This window comes from Micromonospora phaseoli (assembly GCF_900109115.1).
Taxonomy (GTDB): Bacteria; Actinomycetota; Actinomycetes; order Mycobacteriales; family Micromonosporaceae; genus Micromonospora; species Micromonospora phaseoli.
In genome coordinates this window covers 188,043-201,069 of the sequence record NZ_FNYV01000007.1, presented here as the reverse complement: position 1 = coordinate 201,069, position 13,027 = coordinate 188,043, and the positions used below count along the sequence as shown (strand labels likewise).

General features: G+C 71.1%; 16 protein-coding genes. 8 read left to right on the top strand and 8 right to left on the bottom strand.

The features are described 5' to 3' along the window. The first annotated feature begins 140 nt into the window (after positions 1 to 140). Positions 141 to 797: a formylglycine-generating enzyme family protein gene (locus tag BMY89_RS19145; protein ID WP_092381543.1), complete on the top strand. Its 657-nt coding sequence runs from the start codon at positions 141 to 143 to the stop codon at positions 795 to 797. A 73-nt stretch (positions 798 to 870) separates the two neighbouring features. Beyond that, positions 871 to 2,091, top strand: coding sequence for a hypothetical protein (locus tag BMY89_RS19140; RefSeq protein ID WP_139217972.1), 1,221 nt, complete (start codon positions 871 to 873; stop codon positions 2,089 to 2,091). Positions 2,092 to 2,146: 55 nt separating this feature from the next. Here BMY89_RS19140 and BMY89_RS19135 read toward each other — a convergent pair whose 3' ends face one another. Further along, positions 2,147 to 2,497, bottom strand: a complete 351-nt coding sequence (locus tag BMY89_RS19135; protein WP_092381376.1) for a hypothetical protein — start codon at positions 2,495 to 2,497, stop codon at positions 2,147 to 2,149. Positions 2,498 to 2,798: 301 nt separating this feature from the next. Between BMY89_RS19135 and BMY89_RS19130 the strand changes: the two genes are divergently transcribed. Together BMY89_RS19130 and BMY89_RS19125 are read left to right on the top strand one after the other, a co-directional pair. Then, a complete protein-coding gene (locus BMY89_RS19130) occupies positions 2,799 to 3,611 on the top strand; it encodes a helix-turn-helix domain-containing protein (RefSeq protein WP_092381375.1) in 813 nt (270 codons plus the stop codon). Next, entirely contained in the window at positions 3,596 to 3,784 is a 189-nt protein-coding gene (locus BMY89_RS19125; protein WP_092381374.1) for a DUF397 domain-containing protein, read from the top strand. The genes BMY89_RS19130 and BMY89_RS19125 overlap by 16 nt, the downstream gene beginning before the upstream one ends. A 21-nt stretch (positions 3,785 to 3,805) precedes the next feature. Here BMY89_RS19125 and BMY89_RS19120 read toward each other — a convergent pair whose 3' ends face one another. Together BMY89_RS19120 and BMY89_RS19115 are read right to left on the bottom strand one after the other, a co-directional pair. Continuing rightward, positions 3,806 to 4,702, bottom strand: coding sequence for an alpha/beta fold hydrolase (locus BMY89_RS19120; RefSeq protein ID WP_092381373.1), 897 nt, complete (start codon positions 4,700 to 4,702; stop codon positions 3,806 to 3,808). Between the two features lie 118 nt (positions 4,703 to 4,820). Beyond that, positions 4,821 to 5,588 (bottom strand): HAD family hydrolase, encoded by a 768-nt coding sequence (locus BMY89_RS19115; protein ID WP_092381372.1) that lies wholly within the window; start codon positions 5,586 to 5,588, stop codon positions 4,821 to 4,823. A gap of 145 nt (positions 5,589 to 5,733) precedes the next feature. Here BMY89_RS19115 and BMY89_RS19110 point away from each other — a divergent pair, with 145 nt between their 5' ends. The 4 genes from BMY89_RS19110 to BMY89_RS19095 all read left to right on the top strand — a co-directional run bounded on the left by BMY89_RS19110 (position 5,734) and on the right by BMY89_RS19095 (position 9,141). Next, positions 5,734 to 7,494 carry a proline--tRNA ligase gene (locus tag BMY89_RS19110; protein WP_092381371.1) on the top strand — a complete coding sequence of 587 codons (1,761 nt, stop codon included), beginning with the start codon at positions 5,734 to 5,736 and terminating at the stop codon, positions 7,492 to 7,494. Positions 7,495 to 7,552: 58 nt separating this feature from the next. Next, entirely contained in the window at positions 7,553 to 7,966 is a 414-nt protein-coding gene (locus BMY89_RS19105; RefSeq protein WP_092381370.1) for a CBS domain-containing protein, read from the top strand. Positions 7,967 to 8,059: 93 nt separating this feature from the next. After that, positions 8,060 to 8,488 (top strand): SufE family protein, encoded by a 429-nt coding sequence (locus BMY89_RS19100; protein ID WP_092381369.1) that lies wholly within the window; start codon positions 8,060 to 8,062, stop codon positions 8,486 to 8,488. 20 nt (positions 8,489 to 8,508) lie between these two features. Next, positions 8,509 to 9,141: a DsbA family oxidoreductase gene (locus BMY89_RS19095; protein ID WP_092381368.1), complete on the top strand. Its 633-nt coding sequence runs from the start codon at positions 8,509 to 8,511 to the stop codon at positions 9,139 to 9,141. A 62-nt stretch (positions 9,142 to 9,203) separates the two neighbouring features. Here BMY89_RS19095 and BMY89_RS19090 read toward each other — a convergent pair whose 3' ends face one another. The 5 genes from BMY89_RS19090 to BMY89_RS19070 form a co-directional block, all read right to left on the bottom strand. After that, complete coding sequence (locus BMY89_RS19090) at positions 9,204 to 9,752, bottom strand: YbaK/EbsC family protein (RefSeq protein ID WP_092381367.1); 549 nt, start codon at positions 9,750 to 9,752, stop codon at positions 9,204 to 9,206. Between the two features lie 90 nt (positions 9,753 to 9,842). Then, entirely contained in the window at positions 9,843 to 10,037 is a 195-nt protein-coding gene (locus BMY89_RS19085; RefSeq protein ID WP_092381366.1) for a hypothetical protein, read from the bottom strand. Between the two features lie 37 nt (positions 10,038 to 10,074). Further along, positions 10,075 to 10,854 (bottom strand): SDR family oxidoreductase, encoded by a 780-nt coding sequence (locus BMY89_RS19080; protein ID WP_092381365.1) that lies wholly within the window; start codon positions 10,852 to 10,854, stop codon positions 10,075 to 10,077. Positions 10,855 to 10,923: 69 nt separating this feature from the next. Beyond that, positions 10,924 to 11,559 (bottom strand): GAP family protein, encoded by a 636-nt coding sequence (locus BMY89_RS19075; RefSeq protein WP_092381364.1) that lies wholly within the window; start codon positions 11,557 to 11,559, stop codon positions 10,924 to 10,926. 83 nt (positions 11,560 to 11,642) lie between these two features. After that, positions 11,643 to 13,013: an MFS transporter gene (locus BMY89_RS19070; RefSeq protein ID WP_092381363.1), complete on the bottom strand. Its 1,371-nt coding sequence runs from the start codon at positions 13,011 to 13,013 to the stop codon at positions 11,643 to 11,645. Positions 13,014 to 13,027: the final 14 nt, after the last annotated feature.

The window sequence follows — 13,027 nt, the reverse complement described above, 5'->3', positions numbered from 1 at the left end:
GGAGTAAGGAGGGGCACCTTGTTAACGCCTGCGGTAGTAGCGGGGCCCCCTCTTAACACCCGGAAGTCTGGCACCGCGCCCGCTCACCGGTCTGCCCCGCAGCCGGGAACGTGTCGGAGGTCATCCACACTGCCAGTGTGATGATCTCAATTCCGCCGGGACGGGTGACGCTGTCGGATCGGCGTACCCAGCGTCGGTGGTCGGTCGAGGTCGAGGCGTACCAGATCGCCGCCTTTGCGGTGACCCAGGCGGAGTACGCGCTGGTCACCGACGCGCGACCCAGCGCGGCGCGCGGTGATCGACTGCCGGTCGAGAGCGTCTCCTGGTGGGACGCGATCCGCTTCTGCAACGCCCGCTCGCAGTTGGAAGGGCTACGGCCTGCCTACCGGCTCGACGCGAAAGACATCGAGAACGGCGAGGCCGTCCGGTGGGACGACGCCGCCGACGGGTACCGGCTGCCCACCGAGGCCGAATGGGAGTACGCCTGCCGGGCCGGCACCACCGGACCGCGATACGGGCCGCTCGACGAGATCGCCTGGTACCGCGACAACTCCGGCGGACGCCCGCACGAGGTGGGCGGACGACAGCCGAACGCCTGGGGCCTGTACGACATGTTGGGCAACGTGTGGGACTGGTGCTGGGACGTCTACGACGCGGAGGTCTACGGCAGCTACCGGGTGCTGCGTGGCGGCGGCTGGTTCGACGAGCACTGGAGTTGCCGCGCCTCGGTACGCCGCCGCAGCCACCCGACGTTCGCCGTCGACGACGTGGGTTTCCGGCTGGCCCGCTCCGGGTGAGCGGGACAACGCAGCGGGCCCGTCACGAGTAGTGTCCTGAACCACACACCCCGCTGACCCGAAGGATTCTGCTGTGGCCATTGGTCGTCGCTGGCTGTCGCGGGCAGCCGTTGCCGCACTGCTTCTCGCCGGGATCGCTGTCCCCTCCGCTCCAGCCTCGGCGGTGGATCCGGATCCGGCGTTCACCTTCGAGCTGACCGGCACGACGGTTCCGGTGGGGATCAGGAAGAAAACGGCTCACCTGAAGGTGACAAACCTGGCCGACCAGACCCCGACCGAGGTCCTGTTCCGGGTCCGGCCCATCGAACCACCGGACTGGTCCGACAAGGCCTCCCTCGACTGGGAGGAACGGGGTGCCTCCGGCGACTGTGACGGCGACAGCGGAAGCTGGTACTGCAGCATCACGAAGGACTGGCGGTCGGAGTTGCTGCCGGCACCCGGCGGAACGGCGGACATTCCAGTCGCCATCAACGTCCGGGGGACGCCGGAGCCCTTCGAAGGCAGGGTCGTGATCGAGGTCGGCCTGACCTGGGGTGACCGCACGACGGAAGTCACCGAGAGAAAAGAGTTCACGCTCGCCTTCGTCGACGACACCGCAGCCGACCTGTCGGTGGTGGCGCCGGACGTGAAGCAGTCTGTGCGCACCGGTGCGAGCGGCCAGCTCGAATCCACCGGAACGTTGAACCCGGGTGAGACGGGCGCGGTGCGGTACCGGATCGTCAACCAGGGCCGCAAGGCGGTCAGCGGTGTCACCGCCACTGTGCGGCTGCCCGAGGGCGTGACGTTCACCCGGCCCCCACAGGAGTGCGCGATCGACGACGACGGACGGTCGGCGGTCTGCACCTACGACTCACTCGCGCTCGTACCGGCCGACCAGGACACCGACCCGAACGACAGCATCCACTCGGCCGTCGAGCTGCACAACCTGGTGACGGTGCCGGCCGACATCAAGGCACCGGTCACCCTGACCGGCGGAATGGTGCAGGTCGAGGGCCTGACCAGCGACGTCGACGCCCGCTCCGGTCCGCAGCGGACGGTGCTGCCGGCGAACGCCGTAGCCGTACCGGCAGCCGACGTCGACGCCAGCGACAACCAGGACGGATTCGCCGTCGTGGTCGCCGTAACCGCAGACGACGGAGACGGCGGCGGGGGTGGTTTGCCGGTCACCGGGCCGCAGGCCGGGCCGCTCGCCGGAGCCGGTCTCGCCATCGTCGCGGCGGGCATCGTGCTGCTGCTCGCCCGACGCCGCCGATCGGTCGCGTTCGTCTCCGGTGACGACACAACCGCTTCCTGAGCTGTCCTTCCCGCACAGCCTGATCCGCTCCGGGCGGCCCCGAGCCCGCTCCGGGTCAGGCTGTGCGGCAGCGGCCGGTGCACGCCGGCGGCAGGGCGAGCGCCGGGCGACGGTACGGACCCCACGCCACGAACCGCTGGAACAGCTCGCGTGGGGTTGGGCCGCCCTCCGGGTCCAGCCGGAACAGGTCGTGGGTCGCCTCGTAGTACAGCCCGGACAGGTAGACAGCCAGGTCCAGCCGGCGGTTGTCGTACTCGACGCGGAGCAGCAGCCGCGCCTCGGCGCATGGCCAGGTCAGCCCGCAGGCGCGGCACAACCACAGTGGGCGTAGCGGCAGATGCTGCGGGCCGTCCAGCGGGTGACGCCGGGGCCGCTCGGCCGCCGGTCCGCGACGCGGCACCGGCATTCCGACCGCCCGACCATGAGACGGTACGACCGGCGGCACGGCCGCATCAGGACGCGGTACGGGTGGCTGGTTCGGGTCGGGCATCTCCACCTCCTGCGGCGAAAGGGAGGGGCCGCCCCCCAGGGGGAGTGCGGGACGGCCCCGGCGCAGCCCCACCCCGTCCCCGATGGATGGGAGCAGGACCGCCAGGTGACAGTTTGGTGACCGCACGACTACTGTCGGAAGGCATTCATGCTGGTCGTGGCGATGCCGATCGGGGCCGGGAAGCCATCCGAGCAGCCGAGGAGATCGTGGAGGCGTTGTGGAATCCGAGCCGACCGCCGAGCTGATCCGGGCGCAGCTGCGCCGACTGCGACTGGCCGCCGAGCTGACCCAGGAAGATTTCGGCAAGCAGGTGCACTTCTCCGGCTCGCAGATCTCCGCGATCGAGCTGGGGCAGCGCCCGTACGATCGGCTCTTCCTCAAGCGGGCCGACGAGGTGCTCAACAGCGACGGCCTCCTGCTCGGGCTGCTGCGCATCGCCGAACTGCACGGCCAGCCGCACTTCCTACGGCCCTGGCTGGACGCCGAACGCGTCGCTCAACAGCTGCGCTGCTACCACCCGACGCTGGTCCCCGGGCTGCTCCAGACCGAGCACTACGCCCGCGCAATGATCCGCGCCGACGACATGTTCAGCGACGACGAGGTGGAGCGGCGGCTGGCGGTGCGGATGGACCGGCAGGCGATCCTGACCCGGCCGAACAACCCGCCGATCCTGATCGCGGTGATCGAGGAGGCCACGCTACGTCGGGCCGACGAGAGCTTCCGGGGCATCATGACGCAGCAGATCGGGCACCTGCTCGACTGCGTGAAGCGCGGCGGTGTGCTGATCCACATCATCCCGGTCGAGGCCAGCGTCCATGTCGGACTCGACGGCCCACTCACCCTGGCTCGGGGGGCCGAGGGCGACTGGGTCGGTTACCTGGAGAACCAGGTCGGCGGCGCGACCATCGACAGGGCCGACGAAATCGCTACGCTGCTATCGAGATGGGAGGGCATCCGCAGCGTGGCCCTCCCCAAGGGACAGTCCGAGCTGCTGATGAAGGAAGTGATGGAGTCATGGTCCACGATCTGACCGGCGCGACCTGGCGCAAGTCCACCCGCAGCGGCACCAGCGAATGCGTCGAGGTGGCCGACAACCTGCCCGGTGTGGTCGGCGTACGCAACAGCAAGGACGCCACCGGCCCGGCGCTCGCCTTCGCCCCGCCCGCCTGGCGCTCCTTCGTCGAACACGCCAAGCGCCGCTGACCCGGGCGCGCATACCCGGGGTCAGCGCGACGCCACCGTCAGCACCGCGTCGACGAACTCCTGCGGGGCCTCCTGCGGCAGGTTGTGCCCCACCCCGCCGCTGACCGTGCGGTGCTCGTACGGGCCGGTGAACTGCTTGGCGTAGACCGCGGGCTCCAGGTGCGGCGCCCCGTTGGCGTCCCCTTCGAGGCTGATCGTCGGCACCGTGATGGTCGGCTTGTCGGCCAGCTTGTCCTCCAGGTCCGCAAAAGCCGGCTCGCCGTCGGCGAGGCCCAGCCGCCACCGGTAGTTGTGGATCACGATGTCGACGTGATCCGGGTTGTCGAACGCGGCGGCGCTGCGATCGAAGGTGGCGTCGTCGAAATCCCACTTCGGCGAGGCCGTCCGCCAGATCAGCTTGGCGAAGTCGTACGTGTTCCTCGCGTAGCCTTCCCGGCCGCGATCGGTGGCGAAGTAGAACTGGTACCACCAGGCGTGCTCGGCCACGGGGGGCAGCGGTATCCCGCCGGACGCCTGGCCGTCGATCAGGTAGCCGCTCACCGCGACCAGGCCCCGGCAGCGCTCCGGCCAGAGCGCGGCCACGATGTCCGCCGTCCTGGCTCCCCAGTCGAACCCGGCCAGCGTCGCCTGCTCGATCCCGAGAGCGTCCAGGAACGCGATGGCGTCGACCGCCAGGGCAGCCGGTTGACCGTTGCGCACCGCGTCGGCGGATCGGAACCGGGTGCTCCCGTACCCCCGGGCGTACGGGACCAGCACCCGGTGCCCGGCCGCCGTCAGCAGCGGTGTCGCGGCGGCGAAGCTGTGGATGTCGTACGGCCAACCGTGCAGCAGCAGCACGACCGGACCGTCCGGTGGACCGGTGTCGACGTATCCGACGTCGAGGACACCGGCGTCGATCTGCCGCACGTCATCGAACAACGGTCTGCTCCTTGCGCTCGGCGGGTGGTTCCCCCGGACCGTAGGGCGTCGCGATGCGCACCGGCAGCGGTTCCGCCAAGGACGAGTTGCCCGGGCGTCAGCTGCTTAGGATGCGCCGTCAACCTGCCCGGTCCGCCACCTGGCTGCGGCGGAGCAGGTCGAGCAGCCCATGCCCGTCCTCGATCCGGGCATCCGGCGACACCTCGGGGTGCTCCGGTTCCCGGTCGGTGCGGGGCGAGCGCATCAGGATGGCCGCCCCGGTGCCGGCCCGCCGGGCACAGGCGACGTCCCGGTGCAGGCTGTCCCCGACGAACCAGCACTCCCCGATCGGTACGCCGATCGCCTCGGCGGCCAGCTGCGCAAAGCGCGGATTGGGTTTACGCAGCCCCGTCTCGTCGCTGTAGAACTCGGCCTCGAAGAGCCCGGAGAGCCCGGCGGCGGCGAGGAAGTCACGATGGGCAGCACCGCAAAAGGTGTTGCTGACCACCGCCATCGGCACTCCCGCGTCGGCGGCTACCCGGAGGGCCTCGGGGATGCCGGGGCGCACCTCCCATTCGATGCGCCACGTCCAGGCGTACGCCAGGGGAGTCGCCTCCCGCTCGACGGCGGCCCGCGCCGCCTCGGGCCAGCCATGGGTGACGAAGTCGGCCCACACCCGGTTGTGCGGCAGCTCGATCGGCTCCGCCGAGGCGCTGATCTCGTCCCGCCACAGCGAGTACGCCCGCGCGCCCTCGATCAGATCGGCGGTGATCCGCTCCTCGGACACCTCCCCACCGACCACCTCAGCGACCCGCCGCACCATCTCCGGAGTCGCCGCCCCGCCCGCCGGCGCATCCGCCAGCACCCCGCCAAAATCCAGCAACAGTCCACCAGCCGCCCGCATCATGCGCCCATCCTCGCGTAATCCCGCTCCGGGTGCGGTGTTAAGAGGTGCGGTGTTAAGAGGGGGCCCCTGCTCTACCGGAGGCGTTAACAAGGGCCCCTTCCTTTTTCGTTCGCCTACCGGCAATCGTCGGTCGTACGCTGCGCCAATGCTGCTGCGGATGTCGACATCGCTGATCCGGACGCTGCGCGAGGACCCGGCCGACGCGGAGGTGCCGAGCCATCGGCTGCTGCTGCGCGCCGGCTACATCCGCCGGGCCGCGCCGGGCGGCTACACCTGGCTGCCGCTGGGCAGGCTGGTGCTGGACCGGATCAGCGAGATCATCCGGGCCGAGATGACCGCGATCGGCGACCAGGAGGTGCACTTCCCGGCGCTGCTGCCGGCCGAGCCGTACCGCACCAGTGGCCGGTGGACGGAGTACGGCGATGACATCTTCACCCTGGCCGATCGGCGGGGGGCCGAGCATCTGCTCGCGCCCACCCACGAGGAGTTGGCCGCGCTGCTGGTGAAGGATCTGTTCACCTCGTACCGCGATTTTCCGGTGACGTTGTTCCAGATCCAGACCAAGTTCCGCGACGAGGCCCGGCCCCGCGCCGGGCTGCTGCGCGGACGCGAGTTCCTGATGAAGGACGCGTACTCCTTCGACCTGGACGAGGCGGGCCTGCGGGCGGCGTACGAACGGCACCGGGACGGCTACCGGCGGATCTTCGACCGGCTGGGCCTGGACTACACCGTGGTGCACGCGATGTCAGGAGCGATGGGCGGTTCGGCGTCGGAGGAGTTCCTGGCCACCACACCGGTCGGTGAGGACACCTACGTGGGGTGCACCGACTGCGACTACGCCGCCAACACCGAGGCGGTCACCACGCCCGCCCCGGCGGCCGGCGACCCGCAGGCCCGACCGGCGACCGAGGTGCACGACACCCCCGAGACGCCGACCATCGCCAGCCTGGTCGCGCTCGCCAACGCCCGCCGGCTCGCCGGCCGGGACGACTGGACGGCCGCCGACACCCTGAAGAACGTGGTGCTGACCGTTCGCCGGCCCGCCGCCGAGACGGCCGAGTTGCTGGTGATCGGGGTACCCGGCGATCGGGAGGTGGACCTGAAGCGGTTGGCCGCCGCGCTGGCGCCGGCCACCGTGGACGTCTTCGACGCCTGGCACGAACACCCCGAACTGGTCCGCGGGTACCTCGGGCCGCAGGTCTTCGACAAGCTCGGCGTGCGCTATCTGGTCGACCCCCGGGTCGTGCCGGGTACCGCCTGGCTGACCGGCGCGAACGAGCCGGGCCGGCACGCCACCAACGTGGTGTGCGGCCGGGACTTCACTCCCGGCGGCACGGTCGAGGCCGCCGAGGTGCGGCCCGGTGATCCCTGTCCGGCCTGCGTCACCGGCCGGCTGACCATGCGCCGAGGCATCGAGATCGGACACATATTTCAGCTTGGCCGCCGCTACACCGACGCCTTCGCCGTCGACGTGCTCGGCCCACAGGGCAAGCCGGTCCGTCCGACCATGGGCTGCTACGGCATCGGGGTCTCCCGGGCGGTGGCGGCGATCGCCGAACAGCACCACGACGAGCAGGGACTGGTATGGCCGGCCTCGGTCGCCCCGGCCGACGTGCACCTGGTGGCCGCCGGCAAGGGTCCGCAGGTGGACGTGGCGCTCGACCTCGGTACCCGGCTGGCCGCCGCCGGCCTGCGGGTGCTGGTCGACGACCGCGCCGGGGTGTCCGCCGGGGTGAAGTTCACCGACGCCGAGCTGATCGGCATCCCACGCACCGTCGTCATCGGACGCCGACTGGCGCAGGGGTACGTCGAGCTGCGTGACCGGGCGAGCGCCGAGCGCACCGATCTCCCGTTGGAGGACCTGGCGGAGCGTCTAATGAGTGAGGTAGGCAGAAACGTGGTGTAGCCGTCACGTGACGGGGTACCGCAGTTCGATCAGCTGAATGTTGTCTGGAGGTTCTCTGATGACCGGTTACCGGGTCGCCGACGTGATGACCAGGCAGGTGATCTACCTGTCGGCGGAGACCACCCTCGATGAGGCGGCCAGGGTGATGAAGGAGGCCGACATCGGCGACGTCGTCGTCACCGATGGCGCCAACCTGGCCGGCATCCTGACCGACCGGGACATCGTGGTACGCGCGGTGGCCGAGAACGCCGCCGCGAACACCACCACCATCGCCTCGATCGTCACTCGGGAGGTCGTGATGATCGAGCAGTTCTGCACCGCCTCGGAGGCCGCGTCGCTGATGCGCGAGCGGGGCATCCGCCGGGTGCTGGTCTGCGACAGCGAGCGCAAGCTGGTCGGCATCGTCTCCCTGGGCGACCTCGCGATGCAGCTCGATCCCACCTCCGCCCTCAGCGAGATCAGTGAACAGTAAGGAAGGGCCCCTTGTTAACGCCTCAGGTAGAGCAGGGGTCCCCTGTTAACACTCCGGGGAGGCGGCAAGGAGCGGCGCCGGTAGCCTGGCGGAATGCCCGAGATGCCGAGCAAGCTGGCCGAGATCGTCGAGGAGTTCGCCGCCGCGCCACGTGAGGTGGTGGTGGAGATGCTGCTGGAGTTCTCCGACGCCGTGCCACCGCTGCCCGCCGGGCATCCGGGTCACGAGGGCATGGAGCAGGTCGTCGAGTGCCAGACGCCGTTCTTCCTACGTGCCGAGGTGACCCCACAGGGCACCGTACGCACCCTGTTCGACTGCCCGCCGGAGGCGCCCACCACCCGTGCGTTCGCCGGCATCCTCGCCGAGGGGCTGGCCGACGCCAGCGCGGAGCAGGTGCTCGCCGTGCCGGACGACCTGTACCAGCGGATGGGTCTGGCCCAGGCGATCAGCCCCCTGCGGGTACGCGGTGGCACCGCCATCCTCGCCCGGCTCAAGCGGCAGGTCCGGGAACAGATCGGCTGACCAGCGGGTTGGTACCGGTCATGGAGATCGACATCTACGCCGACGTGGTCTGCCCCTGGTGCTGGATCGGCCGGCGGCGGTTGGAGCAGGCCCTGGCGTCGTACGACGGCAAGGTCACGGTCCGTCACCGCCCCTTCCAGCTCGACCCGTCGCCGGTGACCTCGCCGCGCCTGACCCTCGATGCGCTGGCCGGGAAGTTCGGCGGACCGGAGCGGGCCAAGCAGATGGCCGCCCAGGTCACCGACGTCGGCGCGAGTGTCGGTCTGGAGCTCAACTACGAGCGGGCGATCTCGGCCAACACCTTCGACGCGCACCGGTTGATCGAGTGGGCCGAGCAGCGGGGTCGTGGTGCCGAGATGGTCGAGGCCCTGCACCGGGCCCACTTCACCGACGGCGTCGACATCGGGTCCCGGGCGGCGCTCGCCGAGACGGCCGCCGGAGTTGGACTCGACGGCGACGACGCCCGACGCTTTCTCGACTCGAACGAGGGGGTGGCCGAGCTGAACTCCGAACTGGCCGCCGCCCGGGAACTCGGCGTGACCAGCGTGCCCACCTTCGTGCTCGCCGGAAAGTACGCGGTCACCGGAGCCCAGGAGCCGGCCACTCTGCTCGCCGCCCTCGCCGAGGTCGAGCAGCGCGAGGCCGCCGACTGAGCCGGCACACCTATCGACGCCGTTGATGTTTCACGTGCAACAGCATCGACATTCGTCGACGCTCAGGCCGGCCTGGCCAGGTCCTCCACCACGCGGGCGTTGGGCAACACGGCCAGCGCCGGGCCCGGCAGCGCGATCTTGCTGTGCCGTACGCCCGACCCGACGACCACGTACGGCGTCGCCGCCACCCGCGCGTCGACCAGGATCGGCCACTGCAACGGCAGCCCGATCGGGGTGATCCCGCCGTACTCCATGCCGGTCAACTCGACCGCGTCGGCCATCGGGGCGAAGCTGGCCTTGCGCACGTCCAGCGCCCGCCGGGCCATCCCGTTGACGTCGGCGCGGGTGGTGGCGAGCACCAGGCAGGCTGCGTACCGGATCACCCCGTCACGCTTGCCGGCGACCACCACGCAGTTGGCCGACTCCTCCAGCCGCACCTCGTACGCGGCGCAGAAGGCCGCGGTGTCGGCGAGATCGGCGTCGATCGGCGCGACCAGCACCGCGTCGACGTCCACCGGGGCATCGGCGGGCCACTGGGCCAGCGCGGCGGCGACCGGCGGTGCCAGCAGGTCGGTGCGGGTGCGGGCCGGCTCGGTCTTCAACGTTCCCATCACGCCTGAGATCGTCGCATCCGAGCCAGCCGGCCGGACAACCAGCCGGCCGGACAACCAGCCGGCCGGACAGGGGCCAGCCGCCGCAGGTCAGTCGTTGGTCAGGAAGCCGTGCCTCTCCAGCATGGCCCGGTCCCGGGACACCGCCATCTCCTCCGCCCGTTCGGCCTGGACCCGACGCATCTCGACATCCTCCAGCGCATGCCGGACGGCGAGCCGGATCACCCCGTAGAGGAAGACGAACCCGCAGACGTACAGGAGGCTGGTGACCACGAAGGTGAGCATGAGCCGAAGGTAGGGCGAACGTGAACGGGAGCAGGTGTCATCTTGCGACCGTTCGCCCGTACGTGTCGGTGAGGTAGTCGACCCAGGTACGCCGCCCGGTCGGACGGGCTTCGGTGACCAGTCCACCGGAGCGCAGCTCCCGGCCGAGCCGACCGGGGAACCGGATCGGCAGCAGCGGGCGTCGGGATCGGCGGGCCTGCCGCCAGGTACGCACCGCGTCGTCGAAGCGCAGCACCTCGGGTCCGCCGAACTCCACGATGCCGCCCTGCGCTCCGGAGCGGAGCAGCTCGATCAGCTCTCCGGCCACCTCGCCCGGGTCCACCGGCTGGGCCAGCACCGCCCGGTCGCCGATCACCGGCCCGAGCTTGCTGGACATCCGCAGCAGTTCGTCGAGGAACTGCGGGAACTGGGTGGCCCGCAACACCGTCCACGGCACCTCGCCGGCGGCCACCACCTGCTCGGCGGCCAGCTTGTGGCGGTAGTACGAGTAGGGCACCCGGTCCACGCCCACGATCGAGACGTACACCAGGTGCTGCACCCCGGCCGTCGCCGCCGCGCCGACCAGTCGGCGGGTGCCGAGCACGTCGACCTGATGGGTTCGACGGGTCGGCGACGACGCCAGGTGCAGCACCGCGTCGACCCCGGACACGGCCTCGTCGACGCCCGCACCGGTGGCCAGGTCCGCCACCACCCACCGCACCCCGGATCCGGTACGCGCCCGCCGGCTGGTGGCCCGCACCTCGAACCCCTCGGCGACCAGTCGGGGCAGCACCGCCCCGCCCAGCGTGCCCCCTGCTCCAGTGACCAGTACGCGCATCTCGACCTCCCTCGTCAGTTGCCCGGACGACGGATCCTGGCGCCCAGGACGTGACAGTCGTGAGCCCGATCACCGAGCCAGGTCGAGGGCCGTGATCAGTACGAAGAAGACGATGACCGCCTCGCTGACCAGCCAGGAATGGCTGTCCGCCCAGTCCCGGATCCGGGGCAGCACCGCCGCCGCCCGGCGTCCGAGCAGCAGCAGGGCCAGCAGCGGAAGGGCGAGCAGGGTCAGGGTCAGCAGCACGAACGGCAGCAGGTGCCACCAGGCCAGGTCGTGCCGAGCGGCACTGGCACCGACGGTGGCCATGGTCAGGTCGTTGGAGGGCATGGCCACGAAGAGCGTCAGGCCGACCTTGAGCGCGTACCCGGGGCTGGCGTGCTGGAGCCGACCCATCCAGCGAGGTGGTCCGGAGTGCCGGCGCAGGTAGACCACCACCGCCAGCACGACCAGCAGGACCAGGACGAACCAGTCGATGGCCCGCTCAACGCCGCCGTCCCGGCCACCACCCCCAAGACTGATCTTGAATAGGCGGACCGCCAGCCAGGCCAGTGTCGTACCGCCGCCGACCACGATCGCCGCGCCTGCCAGGTAGCCCAGCGAGGCGGCCCGTGGCCGGTCGGACGAGGCGAAGAAGACCGCCGCCACCAGCTGGGTCCCGGCGACCATCACCACGGCCAACGGCAGCAGCGTCAGAAAACTCATCGCCCGCCCATCCTCGCGGCTATCCCCGGCGAACGCGGTTGTTTCGGCACATCAGCGACGCTCGCGGGGCACCACCCGGCACATCAGCGACGCTCGCCGGGCACCACCCGGCCGGCCAGCAGCGCACCGACCAACGCGAGCCCGGCGGCCACCACGAGGGTCACCGCGTAGCTGACCCGGCCGGGCGCGGCCCCGACGGCGAGCACCGCACCGGTCAACGCCAGCACGGTCGCCGCCGCCAGCGAGTCGGACAGCTGCAGGGACGAACTGTTGCGCCCCTGCTCACCGGGGACGGACAGCTCCAGGGTGAGCGCCGACAGCGACGGGTAGAGCAGGCCCATGCCGAGCCCGGCCACCGCCCAGCCGAGCACACCCGCCCAGACCGGCACCGCCGGGACCACGGATGTCCCCACCACCGCGGTCCCCACCGTGATGCAGGCGAGGCCGGCTCTCGGCAGGGTGCCCTGCGACGGTGGCGTCCGGATCCGTCCCTGCGCCCACGAGCCGAGCGACCAGGCGAGCGCGCCGGTGGTCAGCACCAGACCCGCCGCCGTCGGCGAGAACCCGCGTTCCCGGGACAGCATCAGTGGAATCACCACCTCCGCGCCGACGAACGCGCCCGACGCCAGCCCGCGCAGCCCGACCACGGTCGGCAGGCCCCGAGCTGCTCGCAGGAACCCGGTGGGCAGCAGCCGCGCCGCACAGACCAACAACCCGACCAGGGCGAGCCCGACCGGCAACACGGCGGCGAGACCGCGCTGCTGACCCCCGATGTGCAACAGTGCGGCGCTCACCCCCGCCCCGCACGCCCAGCCGATCCGGGCACCCGCACCGGCCGGCGAGACGGCCGCACCCGGCGCGCGGACCACGCGCAGCCCGGGATGGACCAGCAACACCGCCGGCACCGCCACCACCGGCACCGCCAGGAAGACCCACCGCCAGCCGAAGTGCTCCACGACCAGTCCGGCAACCACCGGTCCGACCAGTGACGGGACGACCCACGCGGCGGCGAACGCGGCGAATATCCGCCGGTGCAGCCGCTCCGGGTACGCCTGCGCGACGATCACGTACAGCGCCACCGACAGCAGGCCAGAGCCGAATCCCTGCACGATCCGGCCCACCACGAGCATCCCCATGGCGGTGGCCGCACCGGCGAGCAGCAGACCGACGACGAACCCGGCCAGGCCGGACCACATGGGCGCCCGGGGGCCCCGGAGGTCACACCAGATGCCGGAGAGCACCATCGCCACCACCCCGGCGGCGAACGGGCCGCCGAAGGCGATCCCGTAGAGCGCCAGCCCGTCCAGCGCGCGGGCGACGGTCGGCATGGCGGTGCCGACCGCCAGTGCCTCGAACGCCAGCATCGAGACCAGCGCGACACTGCCCACCGTCATCGCCCGCAGTCGGGGGGCGAAGAGCGAATCGGCTCGCGCCGAGTGCGGGGCGATCACCATGGGGCAAGCCTCGA

Coding starts and splice junctions, on each gene's coding strand:
- BMY89_RS19110 (WP_092381371.1), top strand. CDS start 5,734: ATGCTGCTGCGGATGTCGACATCGCTGATCCGGACGCTGCGCGAGGAC.
- BMY89_RS19125 (WP_092381374.1), top strand. CDS start 3,596: ATGGTCCACGATCTGACCGGCGCGACCTGGCGCAAGTCCACCCGCAGC.
- BMY89_RS19100 (WP_092381369.1), top strand. CDS start 8,060: ATGCCCGAGATGCCGAGCAAGCTGGCCGAGATCGTCGAGGAGTTCGCC.
- BMY89_RS19145 (WP_092381543.1), top strand. CDS start 141: ATGATCTCAATTCCGCCGGGACGGGTGACGCTGTCGGATCGGCGTACC.
- BMY89_RS19085 (WP_092381366.1), bottom strand. CDS start 10,037: ATGCTCACCTTCGTGGTCACCAGCCTCCTGTACGTCTGCGGGTTCGTC.
- BMY89_RS19105 (WP_092381370.1), top strand. CDS start 7,553: ATGACCGGTTACCGGGTCGCCGACGTGATGACCAGGCAGGTGATCTAC.
- BMY89_RS19075 (WP_092381364.1), bottom strand. CDS start 11,559: ATGAGTTTTCTGACGCTGCTGCCGTTGGCCGTGGTGATGGTCGCCGGG.
- BMY89_RS19115 (WP_092381372.1), bottom strand. CDS start 5,588: ATGATGCGGGCGGCTGGTGGACTGTTGCTGGATTTTGGCGGGGTGCTG.
- BMY89_RS19090 (WP_092381367.1), bottom strand. CDS start 9,752: ATGGGAACGTTGAAGACCGAGCCGGCCCGCACCCGCACCGACCTGCTG.
- BMY89_RS19135 (WP_092381376.1), bottom strand. CDS start 2,497: ATGCCGGTGCCGCGTCGCGGACCGGCGGCCGAGCGGCCCCGGCGTCAC.
- BMY89_RS19080 (WP_092381365.1), bottom strand. CDS start 10,854: ATGCGCGTACTGGTCACTGGAGCAGGGGGCACGCTGGGCGGGGCGGTG.
- BMY89_RS19095 (WP_092381368.1), top strand. CDS start 8,509: ATGGAGATCGACATCTACGCCGACGTGGTCTGCCCCTGGTGCTGGATC.
- BMY89_RS19070 (WP_092381363.1), bottom strand. CDS start 13,013: ATGGTGATCGCCCCGCACTCGGCGCGAGCCGATTCGCTCTTCGCCCCC.